Source organism: Erwinia psidii (genome assembly GCF_003846135.1).
GTDB lineage: Bacteria > Pseudomonadota > Gammaproteobacteria > Enterobacterales > Enterobacteriaceae > Erwinia > Erwinia psidii.
In genome coordinates this window covers 195,088-208,491 of sequence record NZ_RHHM01000008.1, presented here as the reverse complement: position 1 = coordinate 208,491, position 13,404 = coordinate 195,088, and the positions used below count along the sequence as shown (strand labels likewise).

Genomic DNA, 13,404 nt, shown 5'->3' with positions numbered 1-13,404 from the left:
TTATTGTCTGCGTCAGCAAAGGGGAGTAACTTCATTGCCGGTTAATCGTCATGACGGTGCGAATGCACCCGGTTGCCGGGCATCCAGGACCCATCCTGTGTTGTAAGTGAGACCTTGCCGGGAGGCGAGGTTTGCTTGCAGAAAATTGACTGTGGCTGGCGTCTTCCAACGTTAGCCATTTTTATTTTTACAGGAACCTCGAATGAATACCGTAGGCACGCCGTTACTCTGGGGAAGCTTTGCCGTTGTGGTGCTGATAATGCTGGCGATTGACCTGCTGTCACAAGGGCGTCGGGGCAGTCAGACTATGTCTCTTAAACAGGCCGCATTATGGTCGCTGGTCTGGATTTCGATATCATTGCTTTTCGCCGCCAGTCTGTGGTGGTACCTGCAGAGCACCGCCGGAGCAGAAGTTGCTCACAGGCAAACGCTTGCCTTTCTCACTGGCTATGTACTGGAAAAAGCACTGGCAGTGGATAACGTCTTCGTGTGGCTGATGCTGTTCAGCTACTTTGCTGTTCCGGCTCATTTGCAACGCCGGGTGCTGATTTACGGTGTGCTGGGCGCTATTGTTCTGCGCACCATCATGATCTTTGCCGGTAGCTGGCTGGTGAATGAATTCAGCTGGATACTGTACGTGTTTGGCGCGTTTCTGCTGCTTACCGGCGTTAAGATGGCAATGGCAGGCAAAGACGGTGAAGGCGCCGTCGGCGATAAGCCGCTGGTGCGCTGGCTGCGAGGGCATCTGCGTATGACCGACGACCTCGACGGTGAAAAGTTTTTTGTTCGTCGTAGCGGTGTGCTGTTCGCTACCCCGTTATTTCTGGTCCTGATTATGGTCGAGCTTAGCGATGTGATCTTTGCCGTCGACAGCATCCCGGCCATTTTCGCCGTCACCACTGACCCTTTTATTGTTCTCACCTCTAACCTGTTCGCCATCCTTGGGCTTCGTGCCATGTACTTCCTGCTGGCTGGGGTGGCTGAACGTTTTTCCATGCTGAAATATGGCCTGGCAGTGATACTGGTGTTTATCGGTTTCAAAATGCTGATCGTCGACTTCTTCCACATTCCGGTGGCAGTATCACTGAGCGTGGTCGGCGGCATTCTCACTATGACACTTATTATTAACGCTCTGGTTAATCGTCGTAACGATCGACAACAAAAGCATAAATAACTAATTCACCCTTGTATAACAGCAGGCCTGCGTGCAGAAAGAACACCCTGCCGCAGGCTATTTTTCACTTCCCCTGACATCACATTTCTTTATACTTCCCCGGTAAAAAAACTTTGTCGCACGTTCAGCACCAACAACATGGTCTGATTTTACTCTTCACTTTACTAACTGGTTTTACTATGAGTATGGAAAAAAACCGTCCGGGGATGCTACAACGCCTGTTACAGGGGAGTCTGGTGAGCCAGATTTTGCTCGGTTTGATCGCGGGTATCGCCCTTGCCTGGTTTTCAAAGGAGAGCGCCGAATCCGTTCACCTGCTGGGTACATTGTTCGTCAGTGCGCTGAAAGCGGTGGCACCTCTGCTGGTGATGGTGCTGGTGATTGCCTCTATTGCTAATCATCAACATGGGCAGAAAACCAATATACGCCCTATCATCATTCTGTATCTGCTGAGCACCTTCTTTGCCGCCGTGCTGGCCGTGGTGTTCAGCCATCTGTTTCCGCAAAACCTGACGCTGAGCGCGGCTGACCAGCATATTGTGCCACCGTCAGGCATTATGGCCGTGCTTAACGGACTGCTCACCAGCATGGTTGCCAATCCCATCGAAGCGCTGATGCACGCGAACTACATTGGTATCCTCGTGTGGGCTATTGGCCTTGGTTTCGCTTTCCGTCACAGCAGCGAGACAAGCCGCGCGTTCCTGAACGATGCCGCCAATGCGGTTACCTGGCTGGTACGTATCGTTATCCGCTTCGCACCACTGGGGATCTTCGGGCTGGTTGCCTCCATTCTGGCTTCAACCGGGTTTTCAGCACTGTGGGATTATGCCCACCTGCTTGGCCTGCTGTTAGGCTGTATGTTGCTGATGGCGCTGGTGGTCAATCCGCTTCTGGTGTGGTGGAAAATTCGCCGCAATCCTTATCCACTGGTGTTTACCTGCCTGCGGGAAAGCGGCGTAACCGCATTCTTCACCCGTAGCTCTGCCGCCAATATTCCGGTCAATATGGCGCTGGCAAAGAAACTCGGCCTGGATGAAGATACGTATTCCGTGTCGATCCCGGTAGGGGCGAATATCAGTATGGCAGGTGCGTCCATCACCATCACCGTGCTGACGCTGGCAGCGGTCAACACGCTTGGTATTCAGGTGGATATCAGCACCGCCATCCTGCTCAGTCTGGTGGCCTCAATCTGTGCCTGTGGCGCTTCCGGTGTGGCCGGAGGTTCACTACTGCTGATCCCGGTGGCCTGCAATATGTTTGGCATTCCCAACGATGTCGCCATGCAGGTCGTCGCGGTCGGTTTTGTGATTGGTGTTTTGCAGGATTCCGCTGAAACGGCGCTCAACTCTTCGGCAGATATTTTGTTTACTGCGGCGGCCTGCATGGCCGAAAAGCCATCAGACCAGAAACCTGTTCGCCATGAGGGGTGAATGCGTGCTGTGCTGCAATACCGTATCTGACGCGCCCGTTAAAGGATGTAGCCATTAACTGAAAGACGTTTTGCCCTGTGCTTTTCGGCAAGTCACCGCTTCCGGCGATGTCCTGCGGGACAGGGCAGGCGGTGGATGACTTACCCTCCGTTGTGATTCACTGCCTGGCCCGACTACCTCACCGTTAGTGGGCCGTTGGATTAGGTACTGATAAGCGCCGCCCACGGCTATTCCGGCCTGAACAAACGGCAATACGCATCTTAACTTTGTGGCAGAAACTAACGCCGCGAGGCCATATCCAACCCTGATGGCAGGAAGTTTCTCTCTGCCAGCGGCGTCGCTCACGGTTCTTTCTGCACGGTCCACATTCCTCTACCCGGGGCTAAAAATCGTCGGGATAACCTGTCGTGTCCCAGCTATTGCCCAATTATCACGGCGTTGCATGCAACACTGACAGTGCCTGCTGCTGAAAAAAGACAGCGATAACCCGGCAATCACCCGTATAGCGCAAAAAATTAACTTTTCCGCTCTGTTCAGCGCACCAATGCACATGAGTAAGCTAATTTATGTCAGCCTGTGTAAAAGCTCTTTGCGCCTGACTTTCACGCCTGTAAAACATTCCTTCCGCTGGGTCGATCATTGCCTGTTCCCCGGCGTATGATTATACGTAAAAGGGCTTTTTCTCCTTTAATACCAGTTGCCGGCGCCGGTGTTTTGTACCCATGATCATTCATCCGTGTAAAGTCATCAATCCGCACCCATACTAATGATGAATTAACCGTGCCGGATTTTGCCCAAAACAGCACTACTATGATGCTCAGGAATTGCTTTAATGGATATTTTTAAAGAACTGGTTCACGCTCTGTGGCAACAGGATTATGAAATGCTTGCCGATCCGACGCTGGTATGGGCAATCTATTTCATTCTGTTTTTAATTCTGTTTCTCGAAAACGGCCTGTTACCCGCAGCATTTTTACCCGGTGACAGTCTGTTGATTCTGGTCGGCGTACTGATTGCCAAAGGCACAATGACGTTCCCACTGACATTACTGATCCTGACGGCTGCCGCCAGCCTGGGTTGTTGGGTCGGCTATATCCAGGGACGATGGCTGGGCAACACTTCAATTATACAAAAATGGCTGTCGCACTTGCCGGTGCAGTACCATGAAAGGGCGCACAGATTATTTCATCGCCACGGTCTCTCGGCACTGCTGATAGGACGATTCATTGCTTTTGTGCGAACACTACTACCCACTATTGCCGGTCTGTCAGGTCTGAGCAACGCTCGCTTTCAGTTTTTCAACTGGATGAGTGGTTTTCTGTGGGTGCTGATTCTGACCGTGATGGGTTTCGTACTGGGGAAAACGCCAATTTTCCTCAAATACGAAGATCAACTGATGTTCTGCCTGATGCTACTGCCGCTGGTGCTGCTTGTTATCGGCCTGGTTGGCTCGCTTTACGTATTGTGGCAGAAAAAGCGCCGTGCCAGTAAATAGAAAGGGAGTTGATCATGCATAAGAGGATCGAGAGGATCCGCCGGCAGACGTTGCCCCGATACATCGCTTTATTTACGGTGGGCGTCGTTTTGCTAATAGCCCTCTTTTTGCCTGTATTTATGCGCAATGAGTCTGCTCTGCACATCCGTGCATCGCATCAGGGCCTCGCCTTACCCGATGGGTTCTTTGTCTACCAGCGACTTAATGATGAAGGTATCCCGATCAAAAGCATCACCCTTGATAACAACGCCCTGATTATCAAATTCGATACCTCAAAACAGAGTGAAGCGGCAGAGAAAGTGTTGCGGGACCTGTTGCCATTCGATTTCGACATTGCACAACAGGAGGAGCATACCGCTTCTGACTGGATGCCCCACTACCAAATCTTCGGATAATCCCCTGATGCCCGTTTTTCCCGCACGGGCGGCTCGCTCCCCTGTGAATGGGATCTCTTTTTGAGCTTTCCCTTTTTTCTGACTAAGCTTACCCAAGGGTAAGATTGAAGTATTTACAGGACCAGCAGGGTTTAACAGTCCCCGCACAACGGAAGGTAGCAACTGAGATGAAATATCGCACAATCCCAGGATTTATTCTTCTCAGCCTGAGCAGTTTCTCTCAGGCGGCTGATTCTCTTTGTATGCAAAAAGAGCAGGATATTCAGCATGAGATCGCTATCGCTCACCAGCATAACAATCAGCGGCGGGTGAATGGCCTGGAAAGAGCACTAACGCAAGCACGTGCAGATTGTTCAGATGAGAAGCTGAAAACGATTCATCAGCAAAAAATCAAACAACATCAGCAAAAAGTAGCAGAACGTCAGAAAGAACTGGATCAGGAGAAAGCAGAGGGTAATGACAGCAAGAAGATAGCCAAACGCGAAGAGAAACTGGCCGAAGCAAAACATGAATTGCAGGAAGTCCTGTCTGCACCCTATTGATAGCCGTGAATCAGGCTATCTCCAATCGAATATTTAAGGAGTTTATTATGTCAAAAGATACCACCTCTGAGCATCTGCGTGCTGAACTGAAAACGCTGGCAGACACGCTGGAAGAAGTGCTGAGTAGTACCAGTGAAAAATCAAAATCAGAGCTGGATAAATTGCGCAGTAAGGCTCAGAGCGCATTGAAAGAGACTCGTGCACGTCTGGGAGATTCAGGCGATCGAATCGCTAAAACGTCGCGCGAAGTCGCCGATCACGCGGACGTTTATGTTCGTGAGAATCCCTGGACAAGCGTGGGTATCGGTGCCGCCATTGGTGTGGTTCTGGGTGTCCTGCTGACGCGTCGTTAACAATGGCTGATTCACAACAAAGCCAGGGCCCCGGCAAAGGGGTCATTAACATTGCTCAGCGTATTGTCACCACTATGGTTGGGATCGTTGAAACCCGCGTGCGGCTGGCAGTTGTTGAACTTGAGGAGGAAAAGGCCCGGCTTATTCAGATGCTAATGATGGTCGGCCTTACCATGCTTTTCACCGCTTTCGGCCTTATGAGCCTGATGGTGCTGATTATCTGGGCAGTGGATGCACAATATCGCCTAATGGCGATTGCTATCACCACCGCCGTGCTTTTTGCACTGGCGATAATCTTTGGCCTCTGGACGCTGGTGAAATCACGCCGTTCAACGCTTCTCAGTGCAACCCGTAAAGAACTGCAGTCCGACCGCAGGCTGCTGGAGGACGACTGATGAGCCGCGAACTCGCCAGACGAAAAACCGAGCTGTTACGTCAGGTGCAACAACAGCGGCTCGACCTGAGTGCAGAAAAGAAATGGTGGTTGGAAAGCACGGCGCGTTATGACAGCGGCTGGCTCACCCTGGTTAGCCTTCGTCGCTATCTGGCCGTAGGCAGCAGCCTGATGGCCGTATGGTCAATACGTCATCCGCGCAGAATCACCCGTTGGGCCAGACGTGGCCTTGGCATATGGAGCACATGGCGCATGGTGCGCAACTATCTTCCCCGCTCTTAATACCGTTTTAAACCCCTTCCTGCGACAGTATCCGGTGGCAACCGGATCTGTTCCACCTGTTCAGTTTTCCTGAAGAACTTGGACAGTTTATCTTACTTACAATGACCACCCTGCCCGAATATCATTTATGGCAATCAACGGCATCATACGTTAAATACATGTTATACATGTCTTAAGCGACGACCAGTCAACTTATCAGCCAGTAAGAATCTATGAGGTTAACCATGAAAAAGTTAGAAAATATCAGTTTCCTGATCGCACGCATTCTGATGCCGATACTGTTTATCGTGGCGGGCTGGGGAAAAATCACCGGTTATGTCAGAACAGAGCAATATATGGAGCACATGGGCGTCCCTGGGTTCTTATTACCGCTGACTATCCTGCTCGAACTCGGAGGTGGTCTGGCTATTCTGCTCGGCTTTCTCACCCGCTTTACCGCTATCTTTACTGCAGTCTTTGCGGTAATTACGGCATTTATTTTTCATATTGATTTCAGCGTTGAGGGTAACTCAATCAACTTTATGAAAAACCTTACCATTGCTGGCGGCTATCTGTTGCTGTTTATCACCGGCCCAGGCGCCTACAGTGTGGATCGCCTACTGAACAGGAAATGGTAACCTGGAAATATTAAAAAGCAGGCCATTAAACGACCTGCTTTAAACAAGCATAAAGAAAAGCTTTTCGACCGAATGAAAAAAGCAGGCATATACCGAAATAATTCAGAAAGCTATTTGCTCAATTTCATTCAGCCAAATAAACCAACTAATGCGAATAACTTTTTAGCCTCATTATGAGGCTTTTTTAGCCCGGAGCTGTGAAATAGCGCTGATACCAAAACTCACAATGCCAATAACACCACTACCAATATTGTTGATAGCAGAAACAAAATCCATCTCAAGAAGGCTACCAATACCAGAACCTAAAGTTTTGCCAGCAGTCTCCGCATCCGTATCCAGGCCACCCAGGGCAGTACCCTGATCAACGATGCTACCGATAGCAGCCCCAATAGTTGAGACCAGATCTGCTAAAGCACCAGCCCCTGATACAGCATGAACTTCCTGAGAAGTTAAATCGCGCATAATACTCTCCTTAGTTTTTTATTTTGCGCTTTCATAGCGCACAAACATTTTAATTAAAATAAAAAAGGAAAGTCAAACAATTAAATTATTTTTTTCCTGACAGGACATAGTTAAAAATCAAATAGGAAACATAAACATACGACTGGAAAAATATTACCAATCTTTTTTAATAAACAAAAAAGCAGGAAAAATCTCATTCCTGATAATATGCTTACTGCAAAAATTGACAGAACTTTCTGATAAAAAAACCATCTCTATCTGAACACTTTTAAATAAAAAACACCTGCTTTACCGATTCAAAATCAGATTATATAACTGATAGCTAAATAGCTATATGGATACCTTTCCGATGCAAGCACGGACAGTGTTTTCCCTGACAATGTAGTCCACATATGTTCGGCTTCATGAGCCATGATGAACATCTGGACTCTCTGGTCTCATGAGTGCTATGGCTTATTAGAGTCCAGCTATTTGCCAGGTTCACAGAGAGTCAATTCTACCTGTCAGTACATCAACTTTTTAGATATCTCTAAAAATAAGTGTGTTAATTAGCAATATACTCTGTTTTATGGTTTACCAGCGCCATACCATTCGCGCATTTTTGTTCACCAGTACCACAACCGCTTTATTCACGCCATTTCGGATGATTATTCCCTTCAGCCAGCCTTGCAGGCCGCAGCACCTCTCATCCGTAAAGTTAATGACGTGACAGACTGCTGAGCGAACACTATGGATAAGCCCCCACAGAAATAACTGTCACCACCTTTCGTTATTCCCGGAAGTTTGGTCTTTTCGCCGCCACTGTATTCTTTCAGGAACAGCCCTGATCACAGGCAAAGTGCCAGCCATGTTGAAAATCACTGCTGTCACCCAGTAATACGGTCAGCGCTGATGCCCCCGGTGGCCCGATACCCGGTATTCCTTGCAGCCTGACGGTATTCTCATTTTGCTGACTGATATGGGCAAGACCTACGTCCGCCGCTGCTGACTGCTATGCAGTTCCTGTAGCATCCCGTGGAACAGCTGGCGGCCTGGTGTCGCCAGTTCATTTTATGCATCTTCCGGGTCATCAGGCAGGCAGACCATAATGTTATGTGCGCCTTCCGGGATGGCAATACCGTATTCCAGGCCCCCTCTTATCGGGTTGATGAGGGACGTTCTGTTTTACATCCGTCGCTGGCGAACCCGGTGCAGACACTGAATATCCTGCTGCTCAACGCTTTTTTGGCACATAACGCATTCCCGGACGGCTGTCAGCCTCAACGATAGCGATGGCATTATTTAAATCGTTTTCACTTCCCACTCTGAAGGGAGCCACATATTGCGGACTGATTTGTTTAACTTCATGTCCGAATTGACTGAACTGCCGTGCCCGGTAATTGGCACTGCCACAGGCTTCTGTGACTGTATGGGAGCGAGGCAGCTAAGTAATAAAGGCCATCAGCTTTTCACAAGTAAGCATTTTATTGATTTTCTTTTCGCCCCGCACAGAAGTGATATGCACCTGAAAAACTCGCGTTGCCAGATCAATTCCTGTAATTTCCCCACTGGACATCTCTTTATTTTGCTGTTGGTTTGCTTTTACAGCATGGCTCACTGAAGCCGGTGAGGAGATGCCCATTTCATTAGCGCCTGACACCGCTACAGTTGCTGATTTTGGATAATATCTGTTCCAGCAGAAGTAAATGCCAGTGATCTCACATGGTGACTGTTTTTTTCGCCTGTAAAGCACAATCCCTGTTCTGCAGGGAAAGGTGAAAAGTGGAGCACTATTGCACGCAGCTATCTAAATAGCGGTTCCGAATAGTAGATCACTGGGTAACAAGTGGTGATTGCTTCATTAATCCTGACGACAATTTTGAAGCGTTGATAGCACCGGAAAGCGAGCAATCCCATGTGCCACAGGACTTTCGTAAAGTGTAGCGGTATCAGGAACCGCTATTTAGCCATATCCGACAGCGTTAATTGATATAACATAATCACACGTTGATCCAGGGAACGATGGCCGCTCAACAGCGATCGCGGGCTGACCGCTATTATTTATCCATCTCTCACTGGCCTGGTCATTGGCGCCACCTCAGGCTGATTAAGCCTGTACAGAAGCACCTTATTCCACAACTCCCATTATTAATGCTGAAAATAACATAATACCCATCTGCAATTTCCCGCACGGCGGATGACATTGCGGGTAAGCTTCATCCTCTTTATTGCTCTGTTAGCATCGCGACAGAAAATACGCCAGACAGGCAAACATACCGGTGCAAAAAAATAAGCAATGAGACTCGATTATCAGCAACAGATAAATGAATCATTCCTAAAAGAACAAATTATCAGCCAACACCACCCAGATGCTTTAAGTTCCTCGTCTCGCTAACAACTTCGGTATTTCCCGCAGACACCAGGCTTTCGCCTCTCCCATACTGTCCCGTCGCCACGCCATGATAATGTCCACTTCGCGGGTGTATTCCGGGCTGACCACTCGCAACCGCCCGTCAGCAATATCTTTTTCCACCACAGGATAAGGCATAGAAGCCACACCAAGCCCTGCCAGCAAGGCACGATGTTTATCTTCGATTGAACTCACCGTCAGCCGCTGCTGCTTATCTAACAGTTGCACGGTAAGTACCGGACGCTCGCGTGCAGTATCTGCCACCGCAATCCCACGATATTTTGCTCTGGTCACTTCCGAGAGCGGTTCCGGCTCGTTGTGAATCGGGTGATCAGCACTGGCGACATAAACACTTAATATACTGTAGAGCTTGCGGCTGTTTATTTCTGATGAAGCACGAAAATGTAAATCCGGGGCGATAACGATGTCCGCCCGCCCCTGTTCCAGGCGCTCCCAGGCACCGGCAAGCACTTCGGTGATCAACGAAATCTGGGTACTGGCTTTATCAGCCAGTTTATTGATTAACGGAAACAGAGTGGCACATGGCACCAGCGCTTCAGTGACGATGGTGAGATGGGGTTCCCAGCCCCGCGCCAGTGCCTCAGCATCCGTGGTCAGTTTATCTGCGGCTTCCAGTAATACCCGACCCCGCTGCAAAAGCAGTCGGCCCACGTTAGTGAATTTAGTACGGTGGCCAGAGCGGTCAAACAGTACCACATCCAGCTCTTCCTCCAGCTTTTGCATGGTGTAACTAAGCGCGGAAGGAACGCGACCTAACTCCTCGGCGGCGGCGGCAAAACTGCCCCGTCGGTCAATCGCGTCCATGACCCGTAACGCTTCCAGTGTCAAAGCACGGTCTTTAGCCATCGCAATTCTCTGTCAGTAATTTTGAATATACCGGGCAGATTAACTGGCTAACAATCCGCCGTCCAGAGCCTTACTATCATCTTATAATACCAGCCTGGGTGCAGACCAATCGGGGAGGCGCTGATGATTACCAGTCGCATGGTGCAGGAATGTGGTAAGGCTGATTATGGCTGGCTGCAGGCGCGTTATACTTTTTCATTTGGGCACTATTTTGACCCTCAATTACTGGGATATGCCTCCCTGCGCGTACTCAATCAGGAAGTACTGGCACCAGGCGCTTCTTTTCAGGCACGAAGCTATCCTGAGGTCGATGTCCTGAATCTTGTCTTGCTGGGTGAGGCAGAATATCGCGACAGCAGAGGCAACCATACCCGCGCATCTTCAGGCGAGGTCTTGTTGCTGTCCACTCATCCCGGTATTAGCTACAGCGAATGCAATCTCAGTAACGTGCAACCGCTGACCAGAATGCAGCTGTGGCTGGATGCGTGCCCGGAACGGGACAACACTGCGATCCAGCGCATAGCGTTGGCAAAAAATGGTGGATGCACCCTGCTGGCTTCGCCAGACGGCATGGCGCAAAGCTTACAGCTTCGCCAGCAGATCTGGATACATCACCTGGAGATGAAAACGGGTGAAACACAGACGATTAAATTGCATGGCTCACATGCTTATGTTCAGTCGATTCATGGCAACTTTCATGCATCAACTCCGTCTCAGGCCGCTGAGGCACTCGCATGCGGCGATGGCGCATTTATTCGTGACGATCCATTGGTCACGCTGGTGGCTGATACCCCGCTGCGGGCGCTGGTGATCGATTTACCCGCGTGAATATTCAGGGCCAGCAACTGGCTCCATCATGTTGTATTGCAGCGCCATGCTGAAATACGCCAGTGCTATTGTTAATGTATCTCTCGCTGGCGTTTTGTCAGCCAGTATTGGTGTAGTTGCAGAGCTGCTGGCGCAATGGCGGCCTGACTGTCTTCCCACTGTGCCGGCGTCATAGTATCCAGCTGCGGGAAGTTCTCTTCTTTACCATGTAAAGCAATCGCTTCCAGCACCGGCTGTAAGGTTGTTGGCAGTGCAGACCAGTCGTCCAGTGCCACACCACGCAAATAGCCAAAGCACCACTCTTCCACCACGGTAAACTCTTGCCCTTCAGTCTGACGAAAACCAAACATCGGTTCAAACTGATCGGGTGCAAAATTAAGCCGATCGCTAATGTCGTTCATATGCTGTAAGACAAGATTCATAAAGCGATTCAGCGTGTCTGCAGAAGGCCATTCAGGAAGATGCTCCTCACCGCCCCACAGCGCCGTCAGCCAGATTGAAGGCGGGACCAGGTTGGGACCAGAGAGGATTGCCGTCAGCATACCATCCAGTTCGGACACATCGAGCACCGAATCATCATTTCCGTGATTAAGCAGAATCTCATCCAGCCATTCCAACTCTTCTTCATCCAGCGGTCCGCTATTCATATGGCTTCTCCTTCGCAATTAACCTCCTGCGAGTTTACCCGCTAACGCGGATAAAAGGGTATACAAAGGTTAAGGCACTGCGATGTTTTTAGCGCTGCACACGCGCCGTGGGCGGTACTTATTACCAGCATCCTGTACGCTGGCGTGCCGTTTTTTTCAGTGAAGGGTGCTGACAAACGTATTATCTGTCATGCAAGGAGAACCGCGCCGCTGAATGGTGCGGCGCGGTACGGGTAAAAGTTACTCTTTGGCTAAAGGTGTTTCAATTTCCTGCGGAGCTTTCGAACCCTGAATAGTGGATACGCGTTTTTCCACCTCAGCCACCTGATTTGCGTTGTGTAACAGGGTATAAGTCAGGTCAAAACGGGTGCTCTTTCCTGCTTCAAGTTTCTTGACTCGTTTCTGCTCACGCTCAATGGTAACCGGATAAGCATAGCTGGTGCCCGGCTCGATCCCCGTTACATAGCCTTGCTTAAGCGTGTCAGTATTTTTCCACATCGTCAGTACCGGAAGTTGGGAAGTATTAAAGCTAATCGCGGCCCCCTTATCTCCGGCCTTGTTAATAACTGCCGCAACGGTTTGCCTGTCCGAATCAGCCAGTGGCTTAAAGTTAAACACCATTTCATCAAACCCTTTGGTCGGCCCGGTGTAGGTTTGCCAGTTTTTCAGACCGCCTTTGGCGTAATCATTGAAGGGACTGACGCTTTCAACCGGCGCGATAAAACGGGCTCCCTCCTCCAGAATCGGCGTGCCAAAGTTACTGTGATAGATAATCTGATAATCATGGTCGTAATCAGCGTGATTGGTCAGAACATCGTGCAGGCTGAAGCTGTTACTACCGGGAATATAGCTCAACTCTGTTGCAGTCTGGAGATCGACCTTTTTAAAGGTGCTTTCTTTCACCAGACCGCGAATACGGATCTCATAAGGTGCGGTTTCGCTGACCTCAACTGAGACTTCAGAAGCCGGGGTATTACCCACTTTGCCATGCAGGGTATAGATACGGCCATCCGCGGTCACCGGATGACCTGTCCATTCATAGCCGCAGCGCACCACCATTTCGTTAAAACCATCCAGCCAGCCAAGACCATTACGGCTTTCAAGATTGATAAATGCCGGGTTCACCACCTCTTTCACCGGCGAATCCCATCCCATGCGAACGCCATAACCTTCAACATGTAACAGATTCATGCCGCGTGTCGGGCTAAGCGTGATGGTCAGGCCATTTTTGCTGGTAATAGTGATGATTTTACTGCCTTCCTGTTTGCCCCCGTGGAGAACTTTTTGTTCAATGCTGAAAGTTTGGTTTTTAATTTTCAGCTGCTGGCTGGTTACCTGCCAGTTACCTTGTTCTGTACCGTTTTCAGCGCTGGTCAGCACCCAGTTTTTGGCGTATACCTGGCCAGACACAAGCAGAGCAAGAGTAGATAACAGCAACGTTTTTTTCATGAATTCTTCCTTTTAGCTGAATCGATTATGTCTATAACCCCTGAAATCTAATGATTACTGGTGGAAAAAAATGTGATCGA

General features: G+C 49.6%; 15 protein-coding genes. 10 read left to right on the top strand and 5 right to left on the bottom strand.

The window, feature by feature from the left end; genetic code table 11:
* Positions 1 to 202 precede the first annotated feature (202 nt).
* From EB241_RS12130 to EB241_RS12090, 9 genes are all read left to right on the top strand, one after another.
* Complete coding sequence (locus EB241_RS12130) at positions 203 to 1,174, top strand: TerC family protein (RefSeq protein ID WP_124233424.1); 972 nt, start codon at positions 203 to 205, stop codon at positions 1,172 to 1,174.
* Between the two features lie 185 nt (positions 1,175 to 1,359).
* Entirely contained in the window at positions 1,360 to 2,604 is a 1,245-nt protein-coding gene (gene sstT / locus EB241_RS12125; protein ID WP_124233466.1) for a serine/threonine transporter SstT, read from the top strand.
* 832 nt (positions 2,605 to 3,436) lie between these two features.
* On the top strand, positions 3,437 to 4,099 hold the full coding sequence (locus EB241_RS12120) for a DedA family protein (RefSeq protein WP_124233423.1): 663 nt from the start codon (positions 3,437 to 3,439) through the stop codon (positions 4,097 to 4,099).
* 14 nt (positions 4,100 to 4,113) lie between these two features.
* Positions 4,114 to 4,494 (top strand): EnvZ/OmpR regulon moderator MzrA, encoded by a 381-nt coding sequence (gene mzrA / locus EB241_RS12115; protein WP_124233422.1) that lies wholly within the window; start codon positions 4,114 to 4,116, stop codon positions 4,492 to 4,494.
* Positions 4,495 to 4,661: 167 nt separating this feature from the next.
* Positions 4,662 to 5,036 carry a DUF1090 domain-containing protein gene (locus tag EB241_RS12110; protein ID WP_124233421.1) on the top strand — a complete coding sequence of 125 codons (375 nt, stop codon included), beginning with the start codon at positions 4,662 to 4,664 and terminating at the stop codon, positions 5,034 to 5,036.
* A 47-nt stretch (positions 5,037 to 5,083) separates the two neighbouring features.
* On the top strand, positions 5,084 to 5,389 hold the full coding sequence (locus EB241_RS12105) for a DUF883 family protein (RefSeq protein ID WP_124233420.1): 306 nt from the start codon (positions 5,084 to 5,086) through the stop codon (positions 5,387 to 5,389).
* 2 nt (positions 5,390 to 5,391) lie between these two features.
* Positions 5,392 to 5,784, top strand: a complete 393-nt coding sequence (locus EB241_RS12100; RefSeq protein WP_124233419.1) for a phage holin family protein — start codon at positions 5,392 to 5,394, stop codon at positions 5,782 to 5,784.
* Positions 5,784 to 6,065 carry a YqjK-like family protein gene (locus EB241_RS12095; RefSeq protein ID WP_124233418.1) on the top strand — a complete coding sequence of 94 codons (282 nt, stop codon included), beginning with the start codon at positions 5,784 to 5,786 and terminating at the stop codon, positions 6,063 to 6,065. The genes EB241_RS12100 and EB241_RS12095 overlap by 1 nt, the downstream gene beginning before the upstream one ends.
* 224 nt (positions 6,066 to 6,289) lie before the next feature.
* Positions 6,290 to 6,682, top strand: coding sequence for a DoxX family protein (locus tag EB241_RS12090; protein WP_124233417.1), 393 nt, complete (start codon positions 6,290 to 6,292; stop codon positions 6,680 to 6,682).
* Positions 6,683 to 6,853: 171 nt separating this feature from the next.
* Here the strand turns inward: EB241_RS12090 and EB241_RS12085 are convergent, their stop codons facing one another.
* The 3 genes from EB241_RS12085 to EB241_RS12075 form a co-directional block, all read right to left on the bottom strand.
* Positions 6,854 to 7,144, bottom strand: coding sequence for a hypothetical protein (locus tag EB241_RS12085; RefSeq protein ID WP_124233416.1), 291 nt, complete (start codon positions 7,142 to 7,144; stop codon positions 6,854 to 6,856).
* 1,423 nt (positions 7,145 to 8,567) lie between these two features.
* Positions 8,568 to 8,765 carry a hypothetical protein gene (locus tag EB241_RS21485; protein ID WP_233592599.1) on the bottom strand — a complete coding sequence of 66 codons (198 nt, stop codon included), beginning with the start codon at positions 8,763 to 8,765 and terminating at the stop codon, positions 8,568 to 8,570.
* 732 nt (positions 8,766 to 9,497) lie between these two features.
* The gene (locus tag EB241_RS12075; protein ID WP_124233415.1) at positions 9,498 to 10,400 is read right to left on the bottom strand and encodes a LysR family transcriptional regulator; all 903 of its coding nucleotides are present in this window, start codon (positions 10,398 to 10,400) and stop codon (positions 9,498 to 9,500) included.
* A 123-nt stretch (positions 10,401 to 10,523) separates the two neighbouring features.
* On the opposite strand from EB241_RS12075, the gene EB241_RS12070 reads away from it, so the two are divergent.
* Positions 10,524 to 11,228, top strand: a complete 705-nt coding sequence (locus EB241_RS12070) for a pirin family protein (RefSeq protein ID WP_124233414.1) — start codon at positions 10,524 to 10,526, stop codon at positions 11,226 to 11,228.
* 71 nt (positions 11,229 to 11,299) lie between these two features.
* Here EB241_RS12070 and EB241_RS12065 read toward each other — a convergent pair whose 3' ends face one another.
* On the bottom strand, positions 11,300 to 11,875 hold the full coding sequence (locus tag EB241_RS12065; protein WP_124233413.1) for a UPF0149 family protein: 576 nt from the start codon (positions 11,873 to 11,875) through the stop codon (positions 11,300 to 11,302).
* 240 nt (positions 11,876 to 12,115) lie between these two features.
* Positions 12,116 to 13,324, bottom strand: coding sequence for an aldose 1-epimerase family protein (locus EB241_RS12060; protein ID WP_124233412.1), 1,209 nt, complete (start codon positions 13,322 to 13,324; stop codon positions 12,116 to 12,118).
* Positions 13,325 to 13,404 lie beyond the last annotated feature (80 nt).

Coding starts and splice junctions, on each gene's coding strand:
- EB241_RS12130 (WP_124233424.1), top strand. CDS start 203: ATGAATACCGTAGGCACGCCGTTACTCTGGGGAAGCTTTGCCGTTGTG.
- sstT (WP_124233466.1), top strand. CDS start 1,360: ATGGAAAAAAACCGTCCGGGGATGCTACAACGCCTGTTACAGGGGAGT.
- EB241_RS12120 (WP_124233423.1), top strand. CDS start 3,437: ATGGATATTTTTAAAGAACTGGTTCACGCTCTGTGGCAACAGGATTAT.
- mzrA (WP_124233422.1), top strand. CDS start 4,114: ATGCATAAGAGGATCGAGAGGATCCGCCGGCAGACGTTGCCCCGATAC.
- EB241_RS12110 (WP_124233421.1), top strand. CDS start 4,662: ATGAAATATCGCACAATCCCAGGATTTATTCTTCTCAGCCTGAGCAGT.
- EB241_RS12105 (WP_124233420.1), top strand. CDS start 5,084: ATGTCAAAAGATACCACCTCTGAGCATCTGCGTGCTGAACTGAAAACG.
- EB241_RS12100 (WP_124233419.1), top strand. CDS start 5,392: ATGGCTGATTCACAACAAAGCCAGGGCCCCGGCAAAGGGGTCATTAAC.
- EB241_RS12095 (WP_124233418.1), top strand. CDS start 5,784: ATGAGCCGCGAACTCGCCAGACGAAAAACCGAGCTGTTACGTCAGGTG.
- EB241_RS12090 (WP_124233417.1), top strand. CDS start 6,290: ATGAAAAAGTTAGAAAATATCAGTTTCCTGATCGCACGCATTCTGATG.
- EB241_RS12085 (WP_124233416.1), bottom strand. CDS start 7,144: ATGCGCGATTTAACTTCTCAGGAAGTTCATGCTGTATCAGGGGCTGGT.
- EB241_RS21485 (WP_233592599.1), bottom strand. CDS start 8,765: ATGGGCATCTCCTCACCGGCTTCAGTGAGCCATGCTGTAAAAGCAAAC.
- EB241_RS12075 (WP_124233415.1), bottom strand. CDS start 10,400: ATGGCTAAAGACCGTGCTTTGACACTGGAAGCGTTACGGGTCATGGAC.
- EB241_RS12070 (WP_124233414.1), top strand. CDS start 10,524: ATGATTACCAGTCGCATGGTGCAGGAATGTGGTAAGGCTGATTATGGC.
- EB241_RS12065 (WP_124233413.1), bottom strand. CDS start 11,875: ATGAATAGCGGACCGCTGGATGAAGAAGAGTTGGAATGGCTGGATGAG.
- EB241_RS12060 (WP_124233412.1), bottom strand. CDS start 13,324: ATGAAAAAAACGTTGCTGTTATCTACTCTTGCTCTGCTTGTGTCTGGC.